The 22787-nt window shown below is 35.1% G+C and carries 14 protein-coding genes; 6 read left to right on the top strand and 8 right to left on the bottom strand.

Features of this window, described 5'->3' with window-relative positions; genetic code table 11:
• Positions 1 to 12 precede the first annotated feature (12 nt).
• Positions 13 to 801, bottom strand: coding sequence for an enoyl-CoA hydratase (locus ACQVV1_RS10095; protein WP_000454174.1), 789 nt, complete (start codon positions 799 to 801; stop codon positions 13 to 15).
• A gap of 309 nt (positions 802 to 1110) precedes the next feature.
• Between ACQVV1_RS10095 and ACQVV1_RS10090 the strand changes: the two genes are divergently transcribed.
• The 3 genes from ACQVV1_RS10090 to patB1 all read left to right on the top strand — a co-directional run bounded on the left by ACQVV1_RS10090 (position 1111) and on the right by patB1 (position 5373).
• The gene (locus ACQVV1_RS10090) at positions 1111 to 2490 is read left to right on the top strand and encodes an O-antigen ligase family protein (protein ID WP_431168821.1); all 1380 of its coding nucleotides are present in this window, start codon (positions 1111 to 1113) and stop codon (positions 2488 to 2490) included.
• Positions 2491 to 2742: 252 nt separating this feature from the next.
• Complete coding sequence (locus tag ACQVV1_RS10085; protein WP_431168820.1) at positions 2743 to 4158, top strand: MBOAT family O-acyltransferase; 1416 nt, start codon at positions 2743 to 2745, stop codon at positions 4156 to 4158.
• 24 nt (positions 4159 to 4182) lie between these two features.
• Complete coding sequence (gene patB1 / locus ACQVV1_RS10080; protein ID WP_242256711.1) at positions 4183 to 5373, top strand: secondary cell wall polysaccharide O-acetyltransferase PatB1; 1191 nt, start codon at positions 4183 to 4185, stop codon at positions 5371 to 5373.
• 95 nt (positions 5374 to 5468) lie between these two features.
• Here the strand turns inward: patB1 and ACQVV1_RS10075 are convergent, their stop codons facing one another.
• The 4 genes from ACQVV1_RS10075 to ACQVV1_RS10060 all read right to left on the bottom strand — a co-directional run bounded on the left by ACQVV1_RS10075 (position 5469) and on the right by ACQVV1_RS10060 (position 14670).
• Positions 5469 to 8057, bottom strand: coding sequence for an S-layer homology domain-containing protein (locus ACQVV1_RS10075; protein ID WP_242256709.1), 2589 nt, complete (start codon positions 8055 to 8057; stop codon positions 5469 to 5471).
• A gap of 727 nt (positions 8058 to 8784) precedes the next feature.
• Positions 8785 to 11229 carry an S-layer protein Sap gene (gene sap / locus ACQVV1_RS10070; protein WP_242256707.1) on the bottom strand — a complete coding sequence of 815 codons (2445 nt, stop codon included), beginning with the start codon at positions 11227 to 11229 and terminating at the stop codon, positions 8785 to 8787.
• 675 nt (positions 11230 to 11904) lie between these two features.
• Positions 11905 to 13008 carry a polysaccharide pyruvyl transferase CsaB gene (gene csaB, locus ACQVV1_RS10065; protein WP_063222066.1) on the bottom strand — a complete coding sequence of 368 codons (1104 nt, stop codon included), beginning with the start codon at positions 13006 to 13008 and terminating at the stop codon, positions 11905 to 11907.
• A gap of 141 nt (positions 13009 to 13149) precedes the next feature.
• Positions 13150 to 14670 carry a putative polysaccharide biosynthesis protein gene (locus ACQVV1_RS10060; protein WP_431168819.1) on the bottom strand — a complete coding sequence of 507 codons (1521 nt, stop codon included), beginning with the start codon at positions 14668 to 14670 and terminating at the stop codon, positions 13150 to 13152.
• Between the two features lie 282 nt (positions 14671 to 14952).
• On the opposite strand from ACQVV1_RS10060, the gene secA2 reads away from it, so the two are divergent.
• Together secA2 and ACQVV1_RS10050 are read left to right on the top strand one after the other, a co-directional pair.
• Complete coding sequence (gene secA2 / locus ACQVV1_RS10055) at positions 14953 to 17319, top strand: accessory Sec system translocase SecA2 (RefSeq protein WP_431168818.1); 2367 nt, start codon at positions 14953 to 14955, stop codon at positions 17317 to 17319.
• A 14-nt stretch (positions 17320 to 17333) separates the two neighbouring features.
• A complete protein-coding gene (locus ACQVV1_RS10050; protein WP_431168817.1) occupies positions 17334 to 18215 on the top strand; it encodes an accessory Sec system S-layer assembly protein in 882 nt (293 codons plus the stop codon).
• A 115-nt stretch (positions 18216 to 18330) separates the two neighbouring features.
• Here ACQVV1_RS10050 and ACQVV1_RS10045 read toward each other — a convergent pair whose 3' ends face one another.
• Positions 18331 to 18702, bottom strand: a complete 372-nt coding sequence (locus ACQVV1_RS10045; protein ID WP_060629718.1) for a hypothetical protein — start codon at positions 18700 to 18702, stop codon at positions 18331 to 18333.
• 197 nt (positions 18703 to 18899) lie between these two features.
• Positions 18900 to 20378, bottom strand: coding sequence for a SulP family inorganic anion transporter (locus ACQVV1_RS10040; protein ID WP_098555811.1), 1479 nt, complete (start codon positions 20376 to 20378; stop codon positions 18900 to 18902).
• Between the two features lie 187 nt (positions 20379 to 20565).
• On the opposite strand from ACQVV1_RS10040, the gene ACQVV1_RS10035 reads away from it, so the two are divergent.
• Positions 20566 to 21036, top strand: a complete 471-nt coding sequence (locus ACQVV1_RS10035) for a hypothetical protein (protein WP_000955002.1) — start codon at positions 20566 to 20568, stop codon at positions 21034 to 21036.
• Positions 21037 to 21063: 27 nt separating this feature from the next.
• Here ACQVV1_RS10035 and ACQVV1_RS10030 read toward each other — a convergent pair whose 3' ends face one another.
• The gene (locus ACQVV1_RS10030; RefSeq protein WP_431168816.1) at positions 21064 to 22620 is read right to left on the bottom strand and encodes a fatty acid--CoA ligase; all 1557 of its coding nucleotides are present in this window, start codon (positions 22618 to 22620) and stop codon (positions 21064 to 21066) included.
• Positions 22621 to 22787: the final 167 nt, after the last annotated feature.

Genomic DNA, 22787 nt, shown 5'->3' with positions numbered 1-22787 from the left:
TACCACTACCCTTTATTCCCCTTTAAATGCCGGCAAACGTTTTTCTAAAAATGCAGCAATACCTTCTTTATGATCCGCTGTTTGTCTCATCGCATATTGACCGCGTTTTTCAAGCTGCAATGTTTGTTCTAAATTGGAGCGATTTACTTCACATAAAATTTGCTTCGTTTGAATCATCGCTTTAATCGGCTTTTGTGACCATTCACTAATTTTTTGCTTCACAGCCGTTTGGAAGTCCTCGCCGATTACTTCATCAATTAAACCGATATCCAGCGCTTCTGTCGCTGATAATTTCTTTCCTTCCCAAATAATTTGCTTCGTCATATTTTCACCAACGCGCTTTTGAAGGAAGAAATGGCCGCCTCCATCTGGAATTAAAGCGATTCCAATAAAGTTCATCGCAATAATCGATGATATATCTGCCATCACATAGTCAGCTGTTAATGCAATACTTAATCCAAGACCAGCAGTTGGTCCATGAATAGCACTAATAACAAGCTTCGGCATCGTATATAGAGTCACAACGACTTCAGAAATAGTATTCATAATACCATCAAACTTGCTTTCATCATTACTTGAAAGCATCGATTTAATATCTCCACCCGCAGAAAAACCACGGCCGTTCCCGCATAACACAACAATGTGTGCAGAACTCTCCGCTACTTCTTTCAGTTTTTGTAATAGCTCTTTTAATGTTGGCTCATCTAATGCGTTTAACACCTCTGGGCGATTGACCATAACTGTTGCTACGTGCCCTTCATATTTCACAATGACAGATTCTGTTTTACTTGTTACTTCCATTATATATACCCCTCTTTTCTACACAAAGATTATACTTATATAATTATAGAAAGGGGGTGAAAAACCCTTCTTTTTTCTTAATTTTCTGTCTAATAATCTCGTAATTTGTATATCACCTTGTATAAAACATACAATTTCGTTGAAAAATATAGAAATTAAAGTCGGTTTCTCCCCTCTCTTCATCTATTTACCATTGCAATGAAATGGTGTATTCTTAAGTCTGATATAAAAATCAAATATAGAAATTCATTCCCCTTCCTATTATATAGAGGGGTGCTGAAATAAAGGAATGAAGAAATGGAGGAACATATGGTTACTAAGTTAAAACAGACGGATAACTACTTCCCGCATTTCCTACTGCTATTCATCGTGTTTCAACCAATTTTAGATTTATTAACGTCTTTTTCAATCTATGTATTACACATGAGCGCAACAGTCGGAATCGTAGTCCGTTTCGCCTTTATGCTTCTTGCATTAGGTTATCTACTTCTTCATCATAAACAACAAGGCGCGAAGAAATATATTCTTTATTTATGTCTATTTGGCATCGTACTCGCAATCGGCCTTGTGAATAATTTAATGATCAAATCTCCAGTTTCATTTGGAGAAGAAGTGAAATTCATTATGAAAAGTTTATATCCAATTGTACTACTGTTTGGATATATTATCGCACTAAAAGAATTAAAAAATAACGAATTTGCGTTTCATAAAATTATTACGTATTTCTTATATGCAACGTTAATTTTAAGTATTTCGATTATCGCAGCGATGGCAACTGGTACAGATTTCCCAAGTTATCCAAACTCAAAAATTGGTTCAAGAGGATGGTTCTTTGCCGGAAATGATTTAAGTTCCATTTTCGCAATTATGTTCCCAATCGTTGTCTTATACTCGGTCCATAAAACAACTTCTTTCTCAAAAGTGTATTACTGGATTCCAACTGTACTTGCGATGTATGCAAGCATTATGATCGGAACGAAAGTAGGCTATGGTGCTATCGTTATTACACTGGGCATCGCTCTTTTCTTCTTATTCATTGAATATATGATGCATCGTAAAAAAGAAGGAAAAGGATTCACATATCTTGTAAATACAATCGTTGCTGCTGTCGTATTAGGTGGTTTACTCGTTCTTACACCGCAAACCCCTATCGCAAAAAACATGAGTATCCACTTACAAATATATGAATACAAAAAATCAGTACAAGACGAAAAAGACCGAAAAGAAGGAAAAGTAGTTAAAGAAGAAGAACATAAGCAAGGCGAACTAACAGACTCTGAAATGAAAAGTTTAATTTACAGTGATCGTGACAAGTTTTTAAAAGTATATAAACAATACTATAAAGAAGCACCACTATCTCAAAAACTCTTCGGAATGGGCTACGCTGGTAACTATACGACGAAAATGAAGTTAGTCGAAATGGATTTCCACGACCTATTCTTTGCATTCGGAATTGTCGGCTTCCTTATGTACCTATTGCCGCTTCTTTATTTCGGTATAAAAATATTCATTCGCTTGATCACAAACTTCAAGAAACTATTTAGCGTAAAACATATGCTACTAGCTAGCACACTCGTCCTATCGCTCGGTATCGGCTTTATGTCTGGACACGTCTTAACAGCACCAGCCGTTAGTATTTTCTTTGTTGTGATACTTGCTTACTTAATTGTTGATTTAGAAATAGAATAGAAAGAAGCAGCATCTATTTGGATGCTGCTTTTTTCTATTCCAATCCTTTACCACCTCTATATTCAACATAAAAAAACACTTAATTGCCCGCTTTTCTTATGTATGACATTAGAAACCGTTTATACGGAATAATTATTTTAATCGAATTATTAACATGCTAAAATATTAAAGGCACTATTATAAAAAAGACTATATAATAGATATGTCGGTTTTTTTGTACGAAATGTATTTCGAAAAAGTGAGGAGAGTCCTTTGGTATTTAGTAGTTCGATTTTCTTATTTATCTTTTTACCTCTCGTATTATTTCTCTATTTTATAGTGCGTGCCGAGCTACGTAATTTCGTATTACTTGCATTTAGTTTAATTTTCTATGCATGGGGCGAACCGCGTTTCGTTCTTTTAATGCTCTTTTCCATCGTATTAAACTACTGCTTTGGCCTACTTGTGCATCATTATGATAAACGAAAAAATATGAAAGTCACATTTTTAATTATGGCTGTGGTCGGAAATATACTATTACTTTCTTATTTTAAGTATATTTCATTTTTTACAGACATTTTAAACAACGTCTTGCACTTATCTATTCATGTGGAACCTATTCCACTACCAATTGGAATTTCATTTTATACATTCCAAGCGATGTCCTATGTCATCGATATATACCGTAAAGATGGGGATGTTCAAAAAAATCCACTTAACTTAGCGCTATATATCTCTATTTTCCCTCAGCTTATTGCCGGACCAATTGTTCGTTACAATATCGTTGCTGAGCAAATTAAAACGCGCATCCATTCTTTTGAACGATTCACAGAAGGCATTCAAATTTTCGTGCTCGGACTAGCAAAAAAGATATTAATCGCTAACCAAGTTGGATTTGTTGCTGATAAAATCTTTGCCTTACCACCATCTGAAATGAGTGTTGGAACGGCATGGATCGGTATTATCGCCTATACCTTGCAAATTTATTTCGATTTCTCAGGATACTCTGATATGGCAATCGGACTTGGAAAAATGTTCGGATTTGATTTCCCGAAAAACTTCAACTACCCGTACATCTCTAAATCTATTTCAGAGTTTTGGAGAAGATGGCATATTACACTCGGCTCTTGGTTCCGCGATTACATATATATCCCGCTCGGCGGAAACCGCGTTTCAAAACTAGCGAATTATCGTAACCTCTTCATCGTGTGGGGATTAACTGGTTTATGGCACGGGGCGAGCTGGACATTTATCGCCTGGGGCTTATATTACGGCTTTATTATTTCAATTGAAAAAGCTGGATTCGAAAAAATATTAAATAAACTATGGAAGCCGCTGCAACATGCATACGTATTACTAATCGTTATGATCGGTTGGGTCTTCTTCCGAGCTGATAATTTCGCTTACTCGTTCCAATATTTAAAAGCGATGTTCGGCATAGGTGGGCAATCCTTCATCGATGACAATACAATGTTATACGTACATGAATACATTATCGTATTTATCATCGCCTTTATCGCCGCGACACCAATTTTAAAACGAATTAAAAACATACTAGAACTTGCGCCAAACACGTATATGTTCACAATGCAATTTGTACGTCCTATATTATTACTAACATTATTTATGATTTCGGTTATGTACTTGATTAACTCAACATATAATCCATTTATTTATTTCAGGTTTTAACTGATGTAGGAAGGAAAAGTTATTATGAAAAAATTGGGGAACCTCATCCTGTTTATCGGTTTTCTCACCATTATCTTTTCATTTGGCATATTATCGTTACTCAAAACAGACCGAGACATTTCACCAGTTGAAAATCGGCCACTCGCTCAAAAACCAGCACTTACGAAAGAAGCTCTCCTAACTGGTAGCTTCTTTAAAGATTTTGAAACATACACAAATGATCAACTAATCGGACGAGATGAGCTTATTAAAAACTATACAATTGCTCAAATTAATATGGGCAAATCTCTCATTAACGACATTATTTTAACTGATGATAAATGGCTCCTTAAAAACCCGGCGTGGACAAAAAAATATAATGAAATTGACCAATCCATGCCTGCTATAAACGACTTATCTCAGTTTTCAAAAGAACAAAACGTTGAGTTTTACTTTGCTTTACCACCGTCAAAAACGAATGCATTATCATTTAAATTACCTTCTCATATTCACACATATGCAGAGGAAAATTTAAATTACTTTCTAAAGAAACTTCCAGCAGACGTAAAGCCAATAAAACTTATGGAACACTTTAAACAGAACTATACAAACGAAGAAATACAGGACATGTATTTCAAAACAGATCATCATTGGAATATGGACGGTGCCTTCTTAGGCTACCAATATATAATGAACACAATCGGGCAACAATCTTCTATATATAAAGGTAAAGAAATAAAAAAAGAAGACTACATTCGTACATGTGCGCAAAATAAACATTTAGTTGGAAGCTTCAACAACCAACTATACCAACTCATCGATGCCAATGGTGAAAAATTGTGTTACTACACACCGAAAGACGGTTTCAACTTCACAAGCGTAAACGCAAAAGATGTGAAAGGTACTGTTCATCAAAATTTAGATGACATATACGGCGTAGAAAAACAAAAAGATACAACATCATACGCAGGTTATTACACGGATGACTATCCAGAAATCGTCATCGAAAATAACAATGCACCAAATGAAGTACGCGCCTTAGTCCTAAAAGACTCCTTCGCAAATGCAATCGTGCCACACTTAGCACAAAGCTTTAAACATACATCTATCCTCGACCTGCGTCACTATCACGAAAAAGATGTATATCAATACATTAAAGACAACAATATTAACATGGTATTGTTTGTGTATAGTGATTCGAATTTGAGTGGAGATATGTTTAAGTTTAAGAAATAGAAAGAAGGCTCTTGTATATATACGAGAGCCTTCTTTCTATTAAAAAATCAGTGGGGATTCATCCCCACTGATTTTTCATTTTATCTATAATCGACTTATAGATTTGGGTTGTTAAGCACGTTCACGTGTACAGCTTGTGAACCGATTTCGCTTGTTAGAACATCTTTCTCGCCTAATACTTTGAATACTAATGTACCTTTGTCAGTGTACTTAGTAGTTAAAGTATTGTAAATGTCTGGATTGAAGTTTGGAAGTACAGAATCACTTGTTTGAGATACTGTCACATGACCAAGCTCTTGATCAAATATATCGAAGTGTGCATTACCATTTGTATCAAGATAAAGTTTACCTTGGTCGTTACCAGATTTCACAACACGTACTTTATGTTGTGTTTCTTTCGTTAAGTTAATACCTTTTACGATATCATCAAGGTTACTCTTCTCAAGCTCTAATACAGTACCGATATTAATTTTCTTCTCAACAAAGTTTTCTGTTTGAACTGGTTTGAAGTTTACAGATTTAATAGCGATTTTCTCTTGAACGATTTCAACTGTCGCTTTACCAGCAGTTGCACCATTTTTCGTTAAGTGGATGTCAACTTTACCTGGTTTTAAACCTTTAACAACAACTTTATTTCCATCAATTTTAGCTTCAGCTACAGCCGGGTTTTTAGACTCAACTGCGTAACCTTCTAAGTTTTCAGGATCAGAGTATACTCGCTCTGAAGTGTACTTAGATAATTGATATGCAACTGTGTTAGAAACATTTAGGTCAAGTTTTGTATCAGGTGATGCACCATATTGACCTACTTTAGATACAAGTTCAAAGTTTTTGAATGCTACGTTACCTTCTGTTACGTTCACATATAATGAACCTAGCGTTTCACCGTTAGCATTTTGGAAGTGAACTGTCCCTTCGCCCACGTCATTACCTGTAACACCAATTGTTTTTGTACCGATTGAACCAGAGTCAGTCGTTACTACATCTAATCCACCTTCTGCAACTACACCTGTTTTCGGAAGAACTTCTTTAATTGCAGCTGTGTTAGCACCAAATGGATCGCCATATTGGTCAGTTGTTACGAATGTAACAGGTAATGTTTTGCTTTGCACAACTTGTAATTTATCTGAGTTAGCTTTTACTGATACTAATTTACGAGAATCAGTCGTTACTTTGAATTTAACTTCTTTTGTAACGTCGCCTACTTTAATAGTAAGTGTAGCTTCACCAGCAGCTTCAGCTGTAATGTAGTTGTTTACTACAGAGATAATGCCGTGATTTGAAGATTTAATGCTAATTGAGTTTGGATCAACTACTTTATCTTCTCCAGCAATTGTAGCAACTACGTTATGGATTTGTGCTTTTTCACCAACAACTAACGTTTGGCTGTTTAGTTTGAAGTCTTTTCCAGTCAATTTATTACCGTATACTACACCGTTTTTATCTGCATCTACCGCAAATACAGTATTTTTAATTGCAGAAGCTGGTGTATCAAGGTTTTTCACTGTAATAATACCAGTGTTAGAAACTGTTAAACCACCGCGTTTTGTAACTTGTACTTCTACTTTGTAGTCACCATGCTCAATACCAACAGCTAGTTTACCTGTAGTAGAAGTAGCTTCTCCACCTTCAAAGATGTTTGCTGCTGAACCGTCTAAGTTATTTGCTACAAATTTGACGTCATGGTCTGCTAAGTTTAAGTACTCAACATCAGCGTTACCTTTTTCATCGTTTAATTTGAAAGCAACTGCTTGACCAGCACGATCATCATCAAATGTAAGTTTTTCTACTGCTAATTTTTTCACTTCGTATATGAATTTCGCTACGAATGATTGATTTTTCACTTTTACAGTAAGATTTTTATTTGGAGCTACTTTACCACCAAGTGTTACAACTGCAGAAGTACCATCAGCACTTGCTTCGATTGCAACAGCTTTGTCTCCTTCAAGAGTTACATCATCAGCAGAAAGTTTTTCTAAACCAGTACCGGTTAATGTTAATTTCGTTGGTTCAGAAACTTTCACATCAGTTACATATGCTTGTGCATTATCTTTTTTGCCATACTTTTTATCTGCTACTGCGATAAATTTAGCTGCTTCTGCACGAGATACAGATTTATTTGGCTCCCATTTGTTTCCTCCTGTTCCTTCAGAAAGTCCAAGGTGGATTAGAATGTTAGCTTTTTCTTCACCCCAATGATCTAATAAATCTTCAAATTTTGTAACTAACTCGCCGTTAACTTTATCTTTTAAATTATAAGCACCTACGATCATAGAAGCGAAAGAAGCACGGTCAATCTTTTTATCTGGAGAGAAGTTTTCTTTACCATCACCTCTAACAACACCCGCTTTTTCAACAGCTGCAATGTATTTAGAAGCCCAATGATTTTTAGCATCTTTGAAAGATGGTTGTGCACCCTCTTCAACTTTTAAACCTAATGTAATTGCCATAATTTTCGCAGCAGAAGCACGATCAATCTCTTCAGCTGGAGCGTATGTACCATCTGGCTTACCTTCGATTGCACCTTTATCTACTAAGTAATTGATAGAATCTAATCCCCAATGACCAGCTGGAACGTCTGGGAACGATTTACCTGCTGCTGCTACTGGAGAAACAACACCTGCTACCATTGCTGCTGTCATTGTACCTGCGATTACTTTTTTGTAAGAGTTAGTCTTTGCCATTTTATAAATTTCCTCCTTCAGGAATATGCTACTAGTTTCACATCATATTAAATTAGAAAACTAGCTAGTTAGAAAAGCCATAAAAACAATAAAAACATAAACAAAAATACTATAATGAAAAGTAGTTCACATAACAAAATGATACAAACCGTCAGATGTAAATATAAGGTTTAAATACCATTTTCTGAAACAAGTTCATCATACTATACAAAACTATTCGTTATCAAGAACTTTCTCAAAAGAAGATTCGACACATTCTGATAATTCAGTCTTTTAATCGTATTATTAGGATGTCAATAATACTTAAATATAGAAATGAATACACTGTTTTCCTATAAACCACTCTCACTGCGCTTCGTATATTTTTCATATCGAATACACAATTGGAATTATAGCACATATTTCCACTTCATCACTTAAATATTTTTTACAATAAATACAATTTTCAGACTTTATTTGACTAAAAATATTATAATTCGACATTTTATTCTTCTTTTCGAATGATTTTTTAACAAAAAAAGGTTTTAATTTACAAATAATTTACATATCGATGAGGTATTCTTCTATTTTTGAAAACGTTTTCGATTTGTTTCTCAATAAAACTATTCCTTTCAATCTCAAATGTACATGAAATAAAATCAAAATAAAAAGCCTATGATACTCATAGACTTTTGTCTATTTTCTCATAAGCTTTTATTAATCATTTAATGTATCAAATGATTTTTAATTATTTTGTTGCAGGTTTTGCTTCTTTAATAGAAACTGTAACTTGTACAGCTTTATCAAATTCTACTTTTTGCTCTTTTCCATCTTTTACAACTGTCAGGTTTTTCACATAGATAGATGTTGCACCTTTTGCACCAACTGTACCATTTTCAGCTACAACATTTGTGTCAGCAGAAACAAATTCTACATTAGAAACTGTTGCTTTTGCTGTAGTTGCAGGTACACCATCAACAGATAAGATATTTAAAAGTGCAGCTTTTAAATCATCATTTGGAGCTACTTCTTTAAGAGATGTGCTTGTAAATTCTACTGCTAATCCTTTAGCAGTTGGTGCTGTATCAACAACTTTGAATGAATGAGTTGTGATTAATTTACCATCTAGTACAACTGTTACTTTATAAGTTTCACCAGCTTTTGCACCTTGACCAACAGTAATTACACTGTTATTTTGTACAGTAACTTGTGCATCAGTTGCGTCTACTTCTTTACCTTCTTTGTTTGTTGTTGTTACTTTTAGTTCAGCTGCTTCTGCACCTTTTAATACTAATCCATTTGCATCTACAGGAAGAACTGAAACAGTCATTGCATTCTTTTGGTTTTCCTCAGTAACATATTTATCTAATTCTTTTTCTAAACCACGAACTTCAAATTTAGAGAATGCACCTGGAGCTTTTAATTCTAGAGCTAATGTAGCTTTTGCTTCTTTTTCACCAGATTTTGCAGTTAATACAACTGTATAATTACCAGCTTCTTGACCTGCTGCATTCAGAACTAATTCTTTGTTCACATATTTAGCTTCTAATTTTTGTTCTTTTAATTCTTTACCATCTTTATCAAGTACTTTCACTGTTACAGGAGCTGTAAACTCTTTACCGTATTGATCTAGTACTGGAGCTTTTACTTTTAAATCTGTTACATCTTTTGTAGAAAGCGCTACGTTAGTTTTTTCTAATTTAATTTCTTTCATTGCTTTTTGAGCAAAAGCTTCAATTTCAACTGTTTTTGAAACAAGTTCTTTACCTTTTGAATCTTTTACAGTTACTTTTACTGGTGCTTTTCCTGCAGATAATACAGTTACTTTACCAGTAGCTTTATCTACTACAGCAACTTCTGTGTTTAATGACTCATATTCAACTTTCCCAGTTGTTACTGCGTTAAATTGATCTTTCAATTCTACTTGAACGTAAGCGTTGTCGCCTTCGTAAACTTTATTGTTTTGTTTGAAATCTTTAGAAGTAAAGTCAGCTTTATTTTGTTCTGCAACTGTCCAGTTAGAGATTGAAGCTACTGCAGCACCTTCAGCAGAAACTTTTACTGTTTTACTTTCAGCTACTACTTTACCGTCTTTTTTATAAACAGCTTTTACAGTAGTTGAAGTACCTTTTGCTAAAGTGATTTCACCTTTTGCATTAATTTTTTCTGCAGCTGGAGTTACAAATTCAATACCCTCTGGTGAAACAACTTCAGTACCGTTTTCATCTTTAACTGTGAATTGTAATGCAGTTGGCTCATCAGCTACAACTGTTTGGTCAGCCATTTCGATTGTTTTTGCTTCTAAAGAACCTACAGCTACTTCTGTTTTACCAACTTTGTTTACATCTACAGTGTAAGTTTGTTTAGCTGCTAAGTTACCATATAATTCAACTGTAGCAGATTTTTTATCTTCTGATAAAGTTACTTCTTTAACTAGTGCTTTATCGTTGTTAGCTTTGTTAGTTACTTTAACGTCTTCTTTAGTTAATTTTTCAACAGCTTTGCTGAATTTAACTTCTACTTTTTGAGTTGTAACTGCTTTAGCAGATTCAACTGTTACTGCTTCTGTACCGAACTCTTTGTCAGTCTTAGCAATGAATTTAGCAGCTTCTGCACGAGTTACAGCTTTATCTGGCTCCCAACCATTACCAGTACCATTAGTGATATCTAAAGCAACTAAGATGTTAGCAGCTTTTTTGCCCCAGTGCTTTTCTAAATCAGAGAATTTAGTTTCTAATTCTCCGCTTACTTTGCTTTCTAATTTGTATGCTTTTACGATCATTGTTGCCATAGAAGCACGGTTAATTTGGTTATTTGGGTTAAACTTACCAGTTTCGTCCCCTTGAATTACACCAGCTTTTTCAACAGCTGCGATATATTTAGCAGCCCATGAATCTTGAGCATCTTTGAAAGTTGGTTTTGCACCATCTTTAACTTCTAAACCTAATGTAATTGCCATGATTTTCGCAGCAGAAGCACGGTCAATTGCTTCAGTTGGAGCGAATGTTCCGTCTGGTTTACCTTCGATTGCTTTTTTTGCTACTAAATAATCAATGTACTCTGCACTCCAAGAACCAGGTTGAACGTCTGGGAATGATTTTCCTGCTGCTGCTACTGGAGAAACAACACCTGCTACCATTGCTGCTGTCATTGTACCAGCGATTACTTTTTTGTAAGAGTTAGTCTTTGCCATTTTATATATTTCCTCCTTAGGAATGTAATACTAGTTCCATAATGTTTTAAATAGATATTCTATTTATTTTTGAAACTAGTAGATATAAATGTGGTTAAAATATTCTTTATACAGAATAATAGAATATCCCATATTAAAGAATCACAAAGAAATCATACACCCTTTTCATCCAATTTAAAATCTCAAATTCGACAAAAAAGTGAATTTTCACAATTCTAAACGAGCGTTTTTTCGACTTTCATTTTAAAAAACCCAGATTACAAAATCAGAATATTTTAAATAAATAGTAAAACGCGTCAGAATTACATTTCCAACAATCTTCTTATAACCATTTACAACTATAACAGAAAAACAATTCCAATTTCAATATTTAACTATAAAGATATTACGACATTAATCGACACCATATTTTTATATGATTCGACTTTTTTCTTACCGTTCGTTTTTTTGAAATTACCATACCTATTTTCTTATAATTTACTAAATAAAACGCTAAATCCTAACATTCCCTATATATTAATGTTAGGATTTTAAAACATACATCTTCTCTCAAACTTCTTTTTTATGAGCCTATGTTTAAAACCGCTTATATATTTCGACATTTTTCTACAAATATATTTTTTCTTTCGACATTTTCTTTTTTTCAAAAAATAAAAAAGAGGATGTCCTCTTAAATTAAGATTCCATTCCTCTTTTTTTAAACTCTTTTGAATTCAAGTCACTTATGATGTATCGAGATGCTGTTGAAATTTGCTCTCGCAATTCTTCTACTCTTTGTTCCAACGTTGCTTGCACATATTCTTTTTGTTCTAGTTGCTTCGCTGCCACATTATACAAAGTTTCAGCTGTCCAGTCACCATCTACGTTTCCGATGATTGGCTGATTGACTTGTTGTAAAAATGAATCAATCTTTGGATCATATGAAATACCAACCATAGGGATATTAGCAACCGCAGATAGTATGAGTGCATGAAGTCTCATACCTATTAGAAGCGAACATTGCGACAAAATTGCAATTTTCTCATGAATATCCAGCTTATACGGAAGCATATGAGCTTCTTCTCCCATTAAGTTAATAATATCGCGTGATGCATTTTGATCAAACGGTCCATGCATTGGTACGAATAAAATATGGTATCCATCACGCTTAAATTTTTTCAGCGTATCTGCTAGCTTCTTCATATAATCTTCTTTCGCGTCCCAATACCTCACACTAACTGCAATTACTTTCCCTTGAATCGAATGTTTTTGTAGCCACTCCGACTTCATTCCTTCTGGTTGACATGCCAATACTGGATCTGGCACTAGTTCGATATCTTTCTTAATACCAATTTCTTTTAAATACAAAAATGAATCTTCATCACGAACTGATATATATTCCGCTTTTGATACTTGCCATTTCACTAATAAACGATTTTGTCTTTTCGTAATTGGGCCGATTCCTTGCGCATAAATATAATACGGCTTCTTCAAAAAACGAGCAATCCGCATAATACCTGTATAGTACAAAATACTTTTAATACTCGTTTTATCTTGAAGGAGACTTCCCCCTCCGCTAATTAAGCCATTACTTCTCTTGATTTCCTTATAAATCGCTCTTATATCCCAGCGATTTACTGCCTCTACACCGTACATTTTTTTTGTATAGTCGGGGTCATTCGAAAGTACAACAAGCTCAAGAGTAGGATCCTCTTCATGTAGCGCTTTAATAATTGATTGCAAAATTGCCTCGTCCCCAACATTATAAAAACCATAATATCCTGATAAAACTAACCGCACTCTTAATCTCCTCCAACATTTCGCAATCAACTTTTTGTCATTCAACAAATTGCTATCAACTCTTTAATAAGAAAAGTTGGATAACTTTAAATTGATTTCTTTCACAAACATATAAATAGCCATACTCATTTATGAACAAATTTACTTACGTAAAAATGGAATTTGCTTTTTTGATATCCAATTCAACTTTAATGCGCATATGCCATATATGAACAAGGCCACACAAAATGCTAAACCACTATATATTATTGCAATAAATCTAGAATCTACCACATTTATTAAAGTAGATGTGAAATACAATCCTATACCTACTATACTAGATACTCCAATTACAGCAAAAAATCTCCTCACTCGAATCGAATAAGCCAATTCTTTTCGGATGTATATATAATTTACGATACAAATCATGATATATATGATAAGTGTACTATAAGCCGCACCAGTTATGCCAAATTGACTTACGAGTACTATATTTAATATGACTTTTACAAAACTCGCTCCAACAACTATCCACGCCGCTTGCTTAGAACGGTTAATTCCTTGCAAAATTCCTATTGATAATACCATAAGTGATGTGAAATACGAACTACCAATTAAAATAGCTAACATTCCGCTCCCTTTAGCATCTGTAAACAATCCAACATTTAACGGGATTGCAAGTGCCATGAGCCAGATTGTTATCGGTGTTGTTAAAACATGAGCAAGCTCATTTGTTCGTTCAATTGTTTGTTTTGCTAACGCTATATCTTTCTTTGTTAATGCAGCAGTTAACAATGGGATTAACGGAAATACCATCGCACTTGCAAACACGACAATTAATTGTGTAAACGCAAAGCCACGACTATATATACCAAATTGTTCTTGAATCATTGTAGTGGATCCATGTAGCATATGTGGAATCGTTACAGAATCAACTAAATTTAACACCGGCATCGATAATGCCCCAATTGCAATTGGAATCGAAACCCGAAGTATTTTTTTTGCATTATCTTTAAAATCTTGCAGTGAATATGTATTACTTTTATAACGATATATACTTTTTACATACTTCAATCTCAAATAGATAAGTGACGTAATTACCCCAAGGCAAGAACCAATCATTGCGCCGCCTGTTACAATATCACTCTCTTTATTCCAATATACAAATAAGAATGCAATTGCTAACATAAAGAAAACACGAATGAACTGCTCAATTACTTGTGACACCCCGGTAGGAATCATATCTCCAAAACCTTGGAAATACCCTCGATATACCGCCATATATGGTGCAATTAATAAAGCAAACGAGGTAACAATTAATGGGATTCTCGTATCTTGTCCACCAAGCATATTTGCAAACATACTTGATCCAATCATAATAACCGAAAATCCAAGCACCCCAAATATTACTCCAATAATAGATGCTGACGTAAATAGTTTAGCAATCCCATCTTTATCATTCTTCTCATGAAGTTCAGCGATTAACTGTGATATAGCTAGCGGTACTCCCGCTACTGATAAAGTTAAAGCTATCATATATACAGGAAAAACAAGGCGGAAGATCCCAAGCACTTCATCTCCTGCTATATTTTGTAATGGGATTTGAAAAAAACTTCCCAACACTTTCGATAAAAACGTTGTAATCGTTAAAATCGCAGCGCCTTTCACAAACTTATTATTCATTTTCTAGCTCTTTTCTTTCAATATATAATTTACATACATACTACATCATAAAACGAGATAGCTATATTCTTCTCTTTTTTGAAAAATTTCACTTTATCTCATTTAGCTATCATACCAAATTTCTTATATATTGAATACTCTCTTTCTTTCTAGGTTTTAAATATAGTATGTGCAATAACTTCTTATTTTTATCCAGTTTTTTCTTCAATTTACTACTTCTACTTATTCAGTATAAACATGTGCTATAATGTAGCTATTGTCAGTAAGAGGAGTGTTTACAACATGCTGAATTCGGTAAAAAAACTGTTAGGAGATTCTCAAAAGAGAAAACTAAAAAAATATGAACAACTTGTTCAAGACATTAATAATCTAGAAGAAAAACTATCTGATTTATCTGATGAAGAATTACGTAATAAAACGATCATATTTAAAAACATGCTACATAATGGAAAAACAGTGGATGATATAAAAGTAGAGGCGTTCGCTGTTGTACGTGAAGCAGCAAAGCGTGTACTTGGATTACGCCACTACGATGTGCAGTTAATTGGTGGCCTTGTACTATTGGAAGGTAATATTGCAGAGATGCCAACTGGCGAAGGGAAAACATTAGTTTCTTCTCTTCCAACATACGTACGTGCTCTTGAAGGAAAAGGCGTTCACGTTATTACTGTAAACGACTATTTAGCAAAACGAGATAAAGAATTGATTGGCCAAGTTCATGAATTTCTAGGTTTAAAGGTTGGATTGAATATTCCTCAAATCGATCCTGCCGAAAAGAAACTTGCTTACGAAGCTGATATTACATATGGTATTGGAACAGAATTTGGCTTTGACTATCTACGTGATAATATGGCTACTTCAAAAAATGAGCAGGTACAACGTCCCTATCATTTTGCTATTATCGATGAGATTGACAGCGTTTTAATTGATGAAGCGAAGACGCCTCTTATTATCGCTGGGAAGAAATCAAGCAGCTCTGATTTACACTATTTATGTGCCAAAGTTATTAAATCATTCCAGGATACCCTTCATTACACGTACGATGCAGAATCGAAATCTGCTAGTTTTACAGAAGACGGTATTACAAAAATAGAAGATTTATTCGATATCGAGAACCTATATGATTTAGAGCATCAAACTTTATATCATTATATGATTCAAGCATTACGAGCTCATGTCGCTTTCCAATGTGATGTTGACTATATTGTACATGATGAAAAAATTCTACTTGTAGATATTTTCACGGGCCGTGTTATGGATGGTCGCTCTTTAAGTGACGGTTTACACCAAGCTCTTGAAGCAAAAGAAGGTCTAGAAATCACCGAAGAAAACCAAACACAGGCGTCCATTACAATTCAAAACTTCTTCCGCATGTATCCAGCATTATCTGGTATGACAGGTACAGCAAAAACGGAAGAAAAAGAATTTAACCGAGTGTATAACATGGAAGTTATGCCGATTCCGACAAACCGTCCTATCATTCGTGAAGACAAAAATGACGTCGTGTACGTAACAGCCGATGCTAAATATAAAGCTGTACGTGAAGATGTTCTAAAACACAATAAACAAGGACGCCCGATTTTAATTGGAACGATGTCTATTTTACAATCTGAAACCGTTGCTCGTTACTTAGATGAAACAAATATTACATATCAATTATTAAATGCGAAAAGCGTAGAGCAAGAGGCCGATTTAATCGCAACTGCTGGACGAAAAGGACAAATTACAATTGCGACAAATATGGCTGGACGAGGTACTGATATTTTACTAGGTGAGGGTGTTCACGAAATTGGCGGATTACATGTAATTGGGACAGAACGCCATGAATCAAGACGCGTTGATAATCAGCTAAAAGGTCGTGCTGGTCGCCAAGGTGACCCCGGTAGTTCTCAATTCTTCCTTTCTTTAGAAGATGAAATGTTACGACGTTTCGCACAAGAAGAAGTCGAGAAATTAACTAAATCACTGAAAACAGATGAAACAGGACTTATTCTAACTTCAAAAGTGCATGACTTCGTGAACCGTACACAATTAATTTGTGAAGGTAGCCACTTCTCAATGCGTGAGTACAATTTAAAGTTAGATGATGTAATTAATGATCAACGTAACGTTATTTATAAATTACGTAATAACTTGTTACAAGAAGATACAAATATGATTGAAATTATTATTCCAATGATTGATCATGCTGTAGAAGCCATTTCTAAGCAATATCTTTTAGAAGGTATGCTTCCGGAAGAATGGGATTTTGCTAGTTTAACAGCAAATATAAACGAAATTTTACCGGTAGAAAATATGCCATCACTATCAGCGAATAATGTACACTCACCGGAAGATTTACAATCCGTTTTGAAAGAAACATTATCTCTTTATAAAGAGCGCGTAAATGAACTAACTAGCCATACTGATTTACAAGAGTCGCTTCGATATGTTGCCCTTCATTTCCTAGATCAGAACTGGGTAAATCACTTAGATGCAATGACCCACTTAAAAGAAGGCATCGGGCTAAGACAATATCAACAAGAAGACCCTACTCGTCTTTATCAAAAAGAAGGTTTAGATATCTTTTTATACACATATGGTAATTTCGAAAAAGAAATGTGCCGCTATGTTGCAAGACATTTAGGTGTTCCTGAAAACGTACAATAACGAGGTGAAAGATTATGTTATCATTCCTAAAAAAAGCTAAGAAAAGCGGAAAAGATACGACTGTCTCTAGTAATCAATTATTTGGACAAGAAGAAACAAACCCTGAAAGTAAAACTGTAAAACCAACACTTTACTTTCACCCTAGCTGGGGTGCAGTAGCGCAAGAACAAAAATACATCTATCAATTTTTACATAAAGAACTACCACGTTTACAAGAATATCAAATTTCTTTATCTGGAATTGAGATTGAAAAGCGTGATAATGGTTATGACGTAGCTGTATTTATTCGCAGCACTGTTCCGAAACCAATTTCTTTCGAAGAGGTTACATTAATTCTTCTAAATAAAGAGAAGAAACTATGCGCACGCAAAACATTTAACCTTTCTGCATTAGGAGATATTCCTGCAAATGTAAATATGCCATTTATTTTTACATTTGAGCAAGAGACAATTACAGATGCTGAATTATCGCAAACAGATTGGGAATTAGCGTTTGAACTTGAAAGCAAGCATGCATTAGATTTAGATCCATCTTGGGAAGCTCAGTTACCTGAAGTAAGCAAAGAAGCTTTACGTAATTTCGTAGACAATTTAACACCTCCAAGCGAAGGTGAAATTAACTTCCTAGGCCTGCAAGCTGCAAGAAAAGAAAACGGTGATTTACATACAACGCTTCTTATTCGTAACGGTTGTAAAGACAACATTCAACTAGAGCAACTTCCTCTTCATATTGAGGATGCCACGGGGGCAGTTGTTGTTAAAGGCGCTTTCACATTACCTAACCTTGAAATTAAAGCGAACACTACGAAACCATGGTCATTTGTCTTCCCTGCTTCATCTATATTAAAAGAAGATATAGACCTATCTTCTTGGAAAGCACTTGTACCACAAGACTAATCATAAAGAGAGGTTGCTTCCAAAGCTACCTCTCTTCTTCTTTTACATACAAAAAAGCCTGTTCAAAAAGATGGTCATCATATCTCTTCGGACAGGCTTTTTCTTTATGTAAAATTTATTTCGTTACTAATAAACGTTCAATATGATATTCGGCTTCTAATTTGCACATTTCATCTGCATGCTTCACTTTATTTCTCGTTAATTGCTCCACTTGCTCTTCGCTCGGTTTTTCATTAATAAACTCGTTAATTTTTTCATTTACTTTCATCGCCAATGCTTGATGGAAATCTGGATGTCCTTTCAACTCGTCATCTACTTTATTGATCCAAGTTGATTTTGTGTATAAATACTGTTTCCACTGTTCAACAAATTGTTGCATATCAAACTTTTCTTCGTTCCATTCAATTTCTTTCATATACTTCTCAAAAGAAACAACAATTGAGCGTGTAATCCCAATTTTCACTCCATGTGGTAACTGTTTGTACATCAATTATTCCCTCCAGCTTAAAGCTCTTCCTTCTAAAAAAAAGGAATCTCAAAATTCATATACATTATTATAATATCACATACCTAATCTAGAATGTTACTATACTGCTAAGATTAATAAATGTCAATAATCGCAAAAAAACGTTATATACAGATATTAAACACAATAAAAAAACACCCTCATACGAGGGCATTCCCTTACATAACATCAGCTTCTACAAACTGTAATTTATCTCTCTGCTCATTACTCGCCATCGTTACTAATGTTTTTTCAATATGAGTAGGCACTTGTTCTAGCGTCACACTCACTCCTGATTTATCCGACTGCTCAATAAAATTCAATAACGCCATAGCTCCTGATACATCCATATAGCGCGCATCTTTCATACGTAAAACAATCGGTGACTTCACATCTTGTAAAGTAGTAAAAATACGGTCTACTGATAGGAAGGAGAGCGGTCCTTGAATCGTATACGTCGCTTCCTTTTCTTTTACAATAGAAGCTTTACGTTCTTTACATTTCACCATGTATATAATGAAAGAAAGAATAATTCCGAACGCAACAGCGATCATTAAATCAAACTTCACTGTGACAACCATCGTTACGAGCATAACTATGACATCACCTTTTGGTGCTACATGCATTTTCTTCATGCTTTCCCAATCAAACATTCCAATACCCGTTAAAATTAAAATACCTGATAATACAGCAAGTGGAATGTATTGTACGACCGAGCCAAGTCCCATAATGAAAATAAATAATATAACACTATGCATACTTGCTGAAAGCGCCGTTTTACCGCCACTTCTTATATTAACGATAGATCGTACAGTCGCACCTGCCCCTGCTAATCCGCCAAACAATCCGCTCATCATATTACCGATACCTTGTCCGACCAGTTCTTTATTACTTTTATGACGTGTACCCGTCACATTATCCATTACGACCGATGTTAACAACGAGTCAATCGATCCTAATAAAGCAATACTAAGCGCTGGTAGAATAAGTTCTGCTATGCCTGCTCCACTTAAAGATGGAATATGAAGCGTCGGCATCGCTTCTGGAATCGTTCCAATCTTTTCAATCACCTTATTTAATGACAGGTTTCCGATAATCGGTAACTTCACTGTAAGTCCTTCTAACGCAGAAGAAAATAAAGGAAGCATAGCTGTCACACCAACTAATGCAACTAAACTAGATGGAATTGCCTTAATCCATTTTCCAGAAACAATCATTACAATAATCGTTAATACGACAAGTAGAAAACTATTTTGCACATGCTTCATTTCACCTAAAATAATAATTAATGCGATTCCGTTCATAAATCCTGAAACGACAGGATACGGAATGTACCTCACGTAAGAGCCAAGCTTGCATACACCGAATAAAATTTGAAACAGTCCCGCCATCATAAAGGCTATAAAACTCGCCTCTAATCCGTGCGTCGCAATAACCCCTGTTGCGATAACAGTAATCGGTCCAGTTGGCCCCGTAACCTGCCCAGGTGTACCACCAAATAACGCCGCAAATAAACCTGCAAAAATCGCACCATACAATCCGACTAGCGCTCCCTCAGACGTTCCTGTTGCAGCAATACCAAATGCAATGGCAAGTGGCAACGCAACGATCGCAACCGTAAAACCTGCTAAACATTCCTTTGCTATTTTTTGAAACATATAATAACCACCTTCACATTAAGTCCACGTTCCATTGTACACCTAAAAAGATACATTCGTTAGTCCACTTTTTACAGTATCGTGACGTAAACGCATTCAATTGTAAGCTCCCATCACATCTTTGGAAACCATTATAACTATGCTATAATAGATAAATTAAATCTTTTATTATATATTTGGAGGCACTATGCTAACTTTTGAAGAAAAATTATCGATTATTGAATCTTTCCCTGAATTAGAAAGAAAAAACGTATCATTAAAACGCGTGAACTTTCACTTTGAAGAAAGTCGTTTAGATAAAAAGAACGTTGTTTATCACTTACATCCAAATGGAAACGGCTTTGTATATGCAAACTTCATTAAAGGTTATAAAACAGATGATAAAGGCATGATTAACATCCGTGAGTTTTCAGAAGAAGAACTGCGTTCATTAATTGAAAAAGTAATTGAACGTCTATCACAGGAGCCAGAAGAAATTGTTACACCAATGGAACCTGCTGCAGAAGAAGAATGGAAGAACGAAGATGGCCACATCCTAACTCTTATTCAAGAGGATGATATGTGGAACGTGTACGCTGGTGTAAACTTAGACGGTACATTCAACTCTTATCCAGAAGCTGCGGAATACCTTGATGAAGAAGGTTTTTCACGTAAATAAAAATAGAAAGTGGGTATCCCCCACTTTCTATTTTTTTGTACCCTTCAACGACTCTCTCAGGACAAATTTTTGTAATTTTCCACTCGCATTACGAGGCAGTTCATCCACAAATAAATAGTGACGAGGACGTTTATAATCTGCTAATTCATCACTTTCTTTACAATATATTTCCAAATCATCTTCTGTAATCGTTTCATCTTTCTTTACAACGACTGCCACAACACGTTCTCCCCATAATTCATCTGGTTCACCAAGTACGGCAACATCTAATATACCAGGATGACTATGAAGGAAATCTTCAATTTCACGTGGATAAATATTAACGCCGCCACTAATCACCATATCATCCACGCGATCTGCGACGAATAAATAACCGTCTTTATCGAAGTAGCCTAAATCACCAGAATGATACCATCCTTTATACATCGATTTTGCATTTGCTTCTTCTCGGTTATGATAACCAGCCATCATAGTTGGGCCGCGCAAAATAATCTCCCCTACTTCATAAGGAGGCAATACATCATCTGGCTCTGCCGGTGCATCTTCGCTTGGTTTTACAATTCGAATTTCATGACTAAAGCATGGTGTTCCCGCTGAACCAGCTTTCGTAATTTGATCCTCTTCTACGAGAAACACAACAACAGGTCCCATTTCTGTCATCCCATATATTTGAACAAGATCAATATAAAGACGTTCTTTACATTCCTTTACTAGTGCTGGAGCCATCGCTGCTCCGCCATATATACCAATCTTCATCGAAGTTAAATCATACTGTGCTAAATCTTTTTGCAGTAACATATTCCACATCGTCGGTGCTGCAAAGAACGTCGTAATCTTTTCTTCTTGAATCGTATGTAATACTGTTTCTGTATCAAAATGATGTAAAATAACATTCTTTCCGCCAACTTGAATGCGCGGAATAATCCCGGCATTTAACTCACCGCAATGATATAAAGGTGCAACGACAAGCCCCGCACTATCTCTATTGTATTTAAGGAAATACGTACAAATCATACTATGCTCAGTCATTTCACGATGCCGATGAAGTACGCCTTTCGGATGACCAGTCGTACCGCTCGTATACAGCATAGAACAATAATCCATTTCATCAATTTCGATATCTATTTTCTCAGAAGATGCTGCATTTACTTTTTCATGATAAGAACTTGCATAGGAAGGTGTATCGTCTTCTACATACCAAAAAGACGAATTTGGGAAATCTCGTTCAATGATAGCGACAGTTGATTCAACGGCTTTTTCAAAAACAACGACTTTCGAGGATGCGTCCTGGAGAATATACGATACTTCTTTTGCTTTTAAGCGGAAATTAATCGGGTTAAAGATTGCTCCAATTTTCGCACACGCTAAGTAAACGTTTACAAATTCACGGCAGTTATATAAGTAAACAGATACAGTCTCTCCCTTTCTTACCCCTTCTTCTAATAGAGCGTGCGCCGTTTTATTTATTTGCTCATCCCACTGTTTATACGTCCAGCGAATATTTTTTTCTGGTTCTACTAATGCCTCTTTATTCGGATACTTACCAACAGATAAATCAAATATTCTCCCTATTGTCATGTACATGCCAACAATTTCCCCCTTTTCTCTTTCATAAATCTATCATTTCGTCCATAAGTAGACATTGTCCTCTATCGATTTGACTAATTTTTCTGATTATTATCGACATAGTTTTACAAACAGCGTTGCTAGATGGTAAATGAAATTATATCGGCGATTTTTCAATTATATCG

Source organism: Bacillus basilensis, from assembly GCF_050630465.1.
Lineage (GTDB): Bacteria > Bacillota > Bacilli > Bacillales > Bacillaceae_G > Bacillus_A > Bacillus_A basilensis.
The sequence above is the reverse complement of the archived record's forward strand: the minus strand, read 5'-3'. Positions and strand labels throughout refer to the sequence as shown.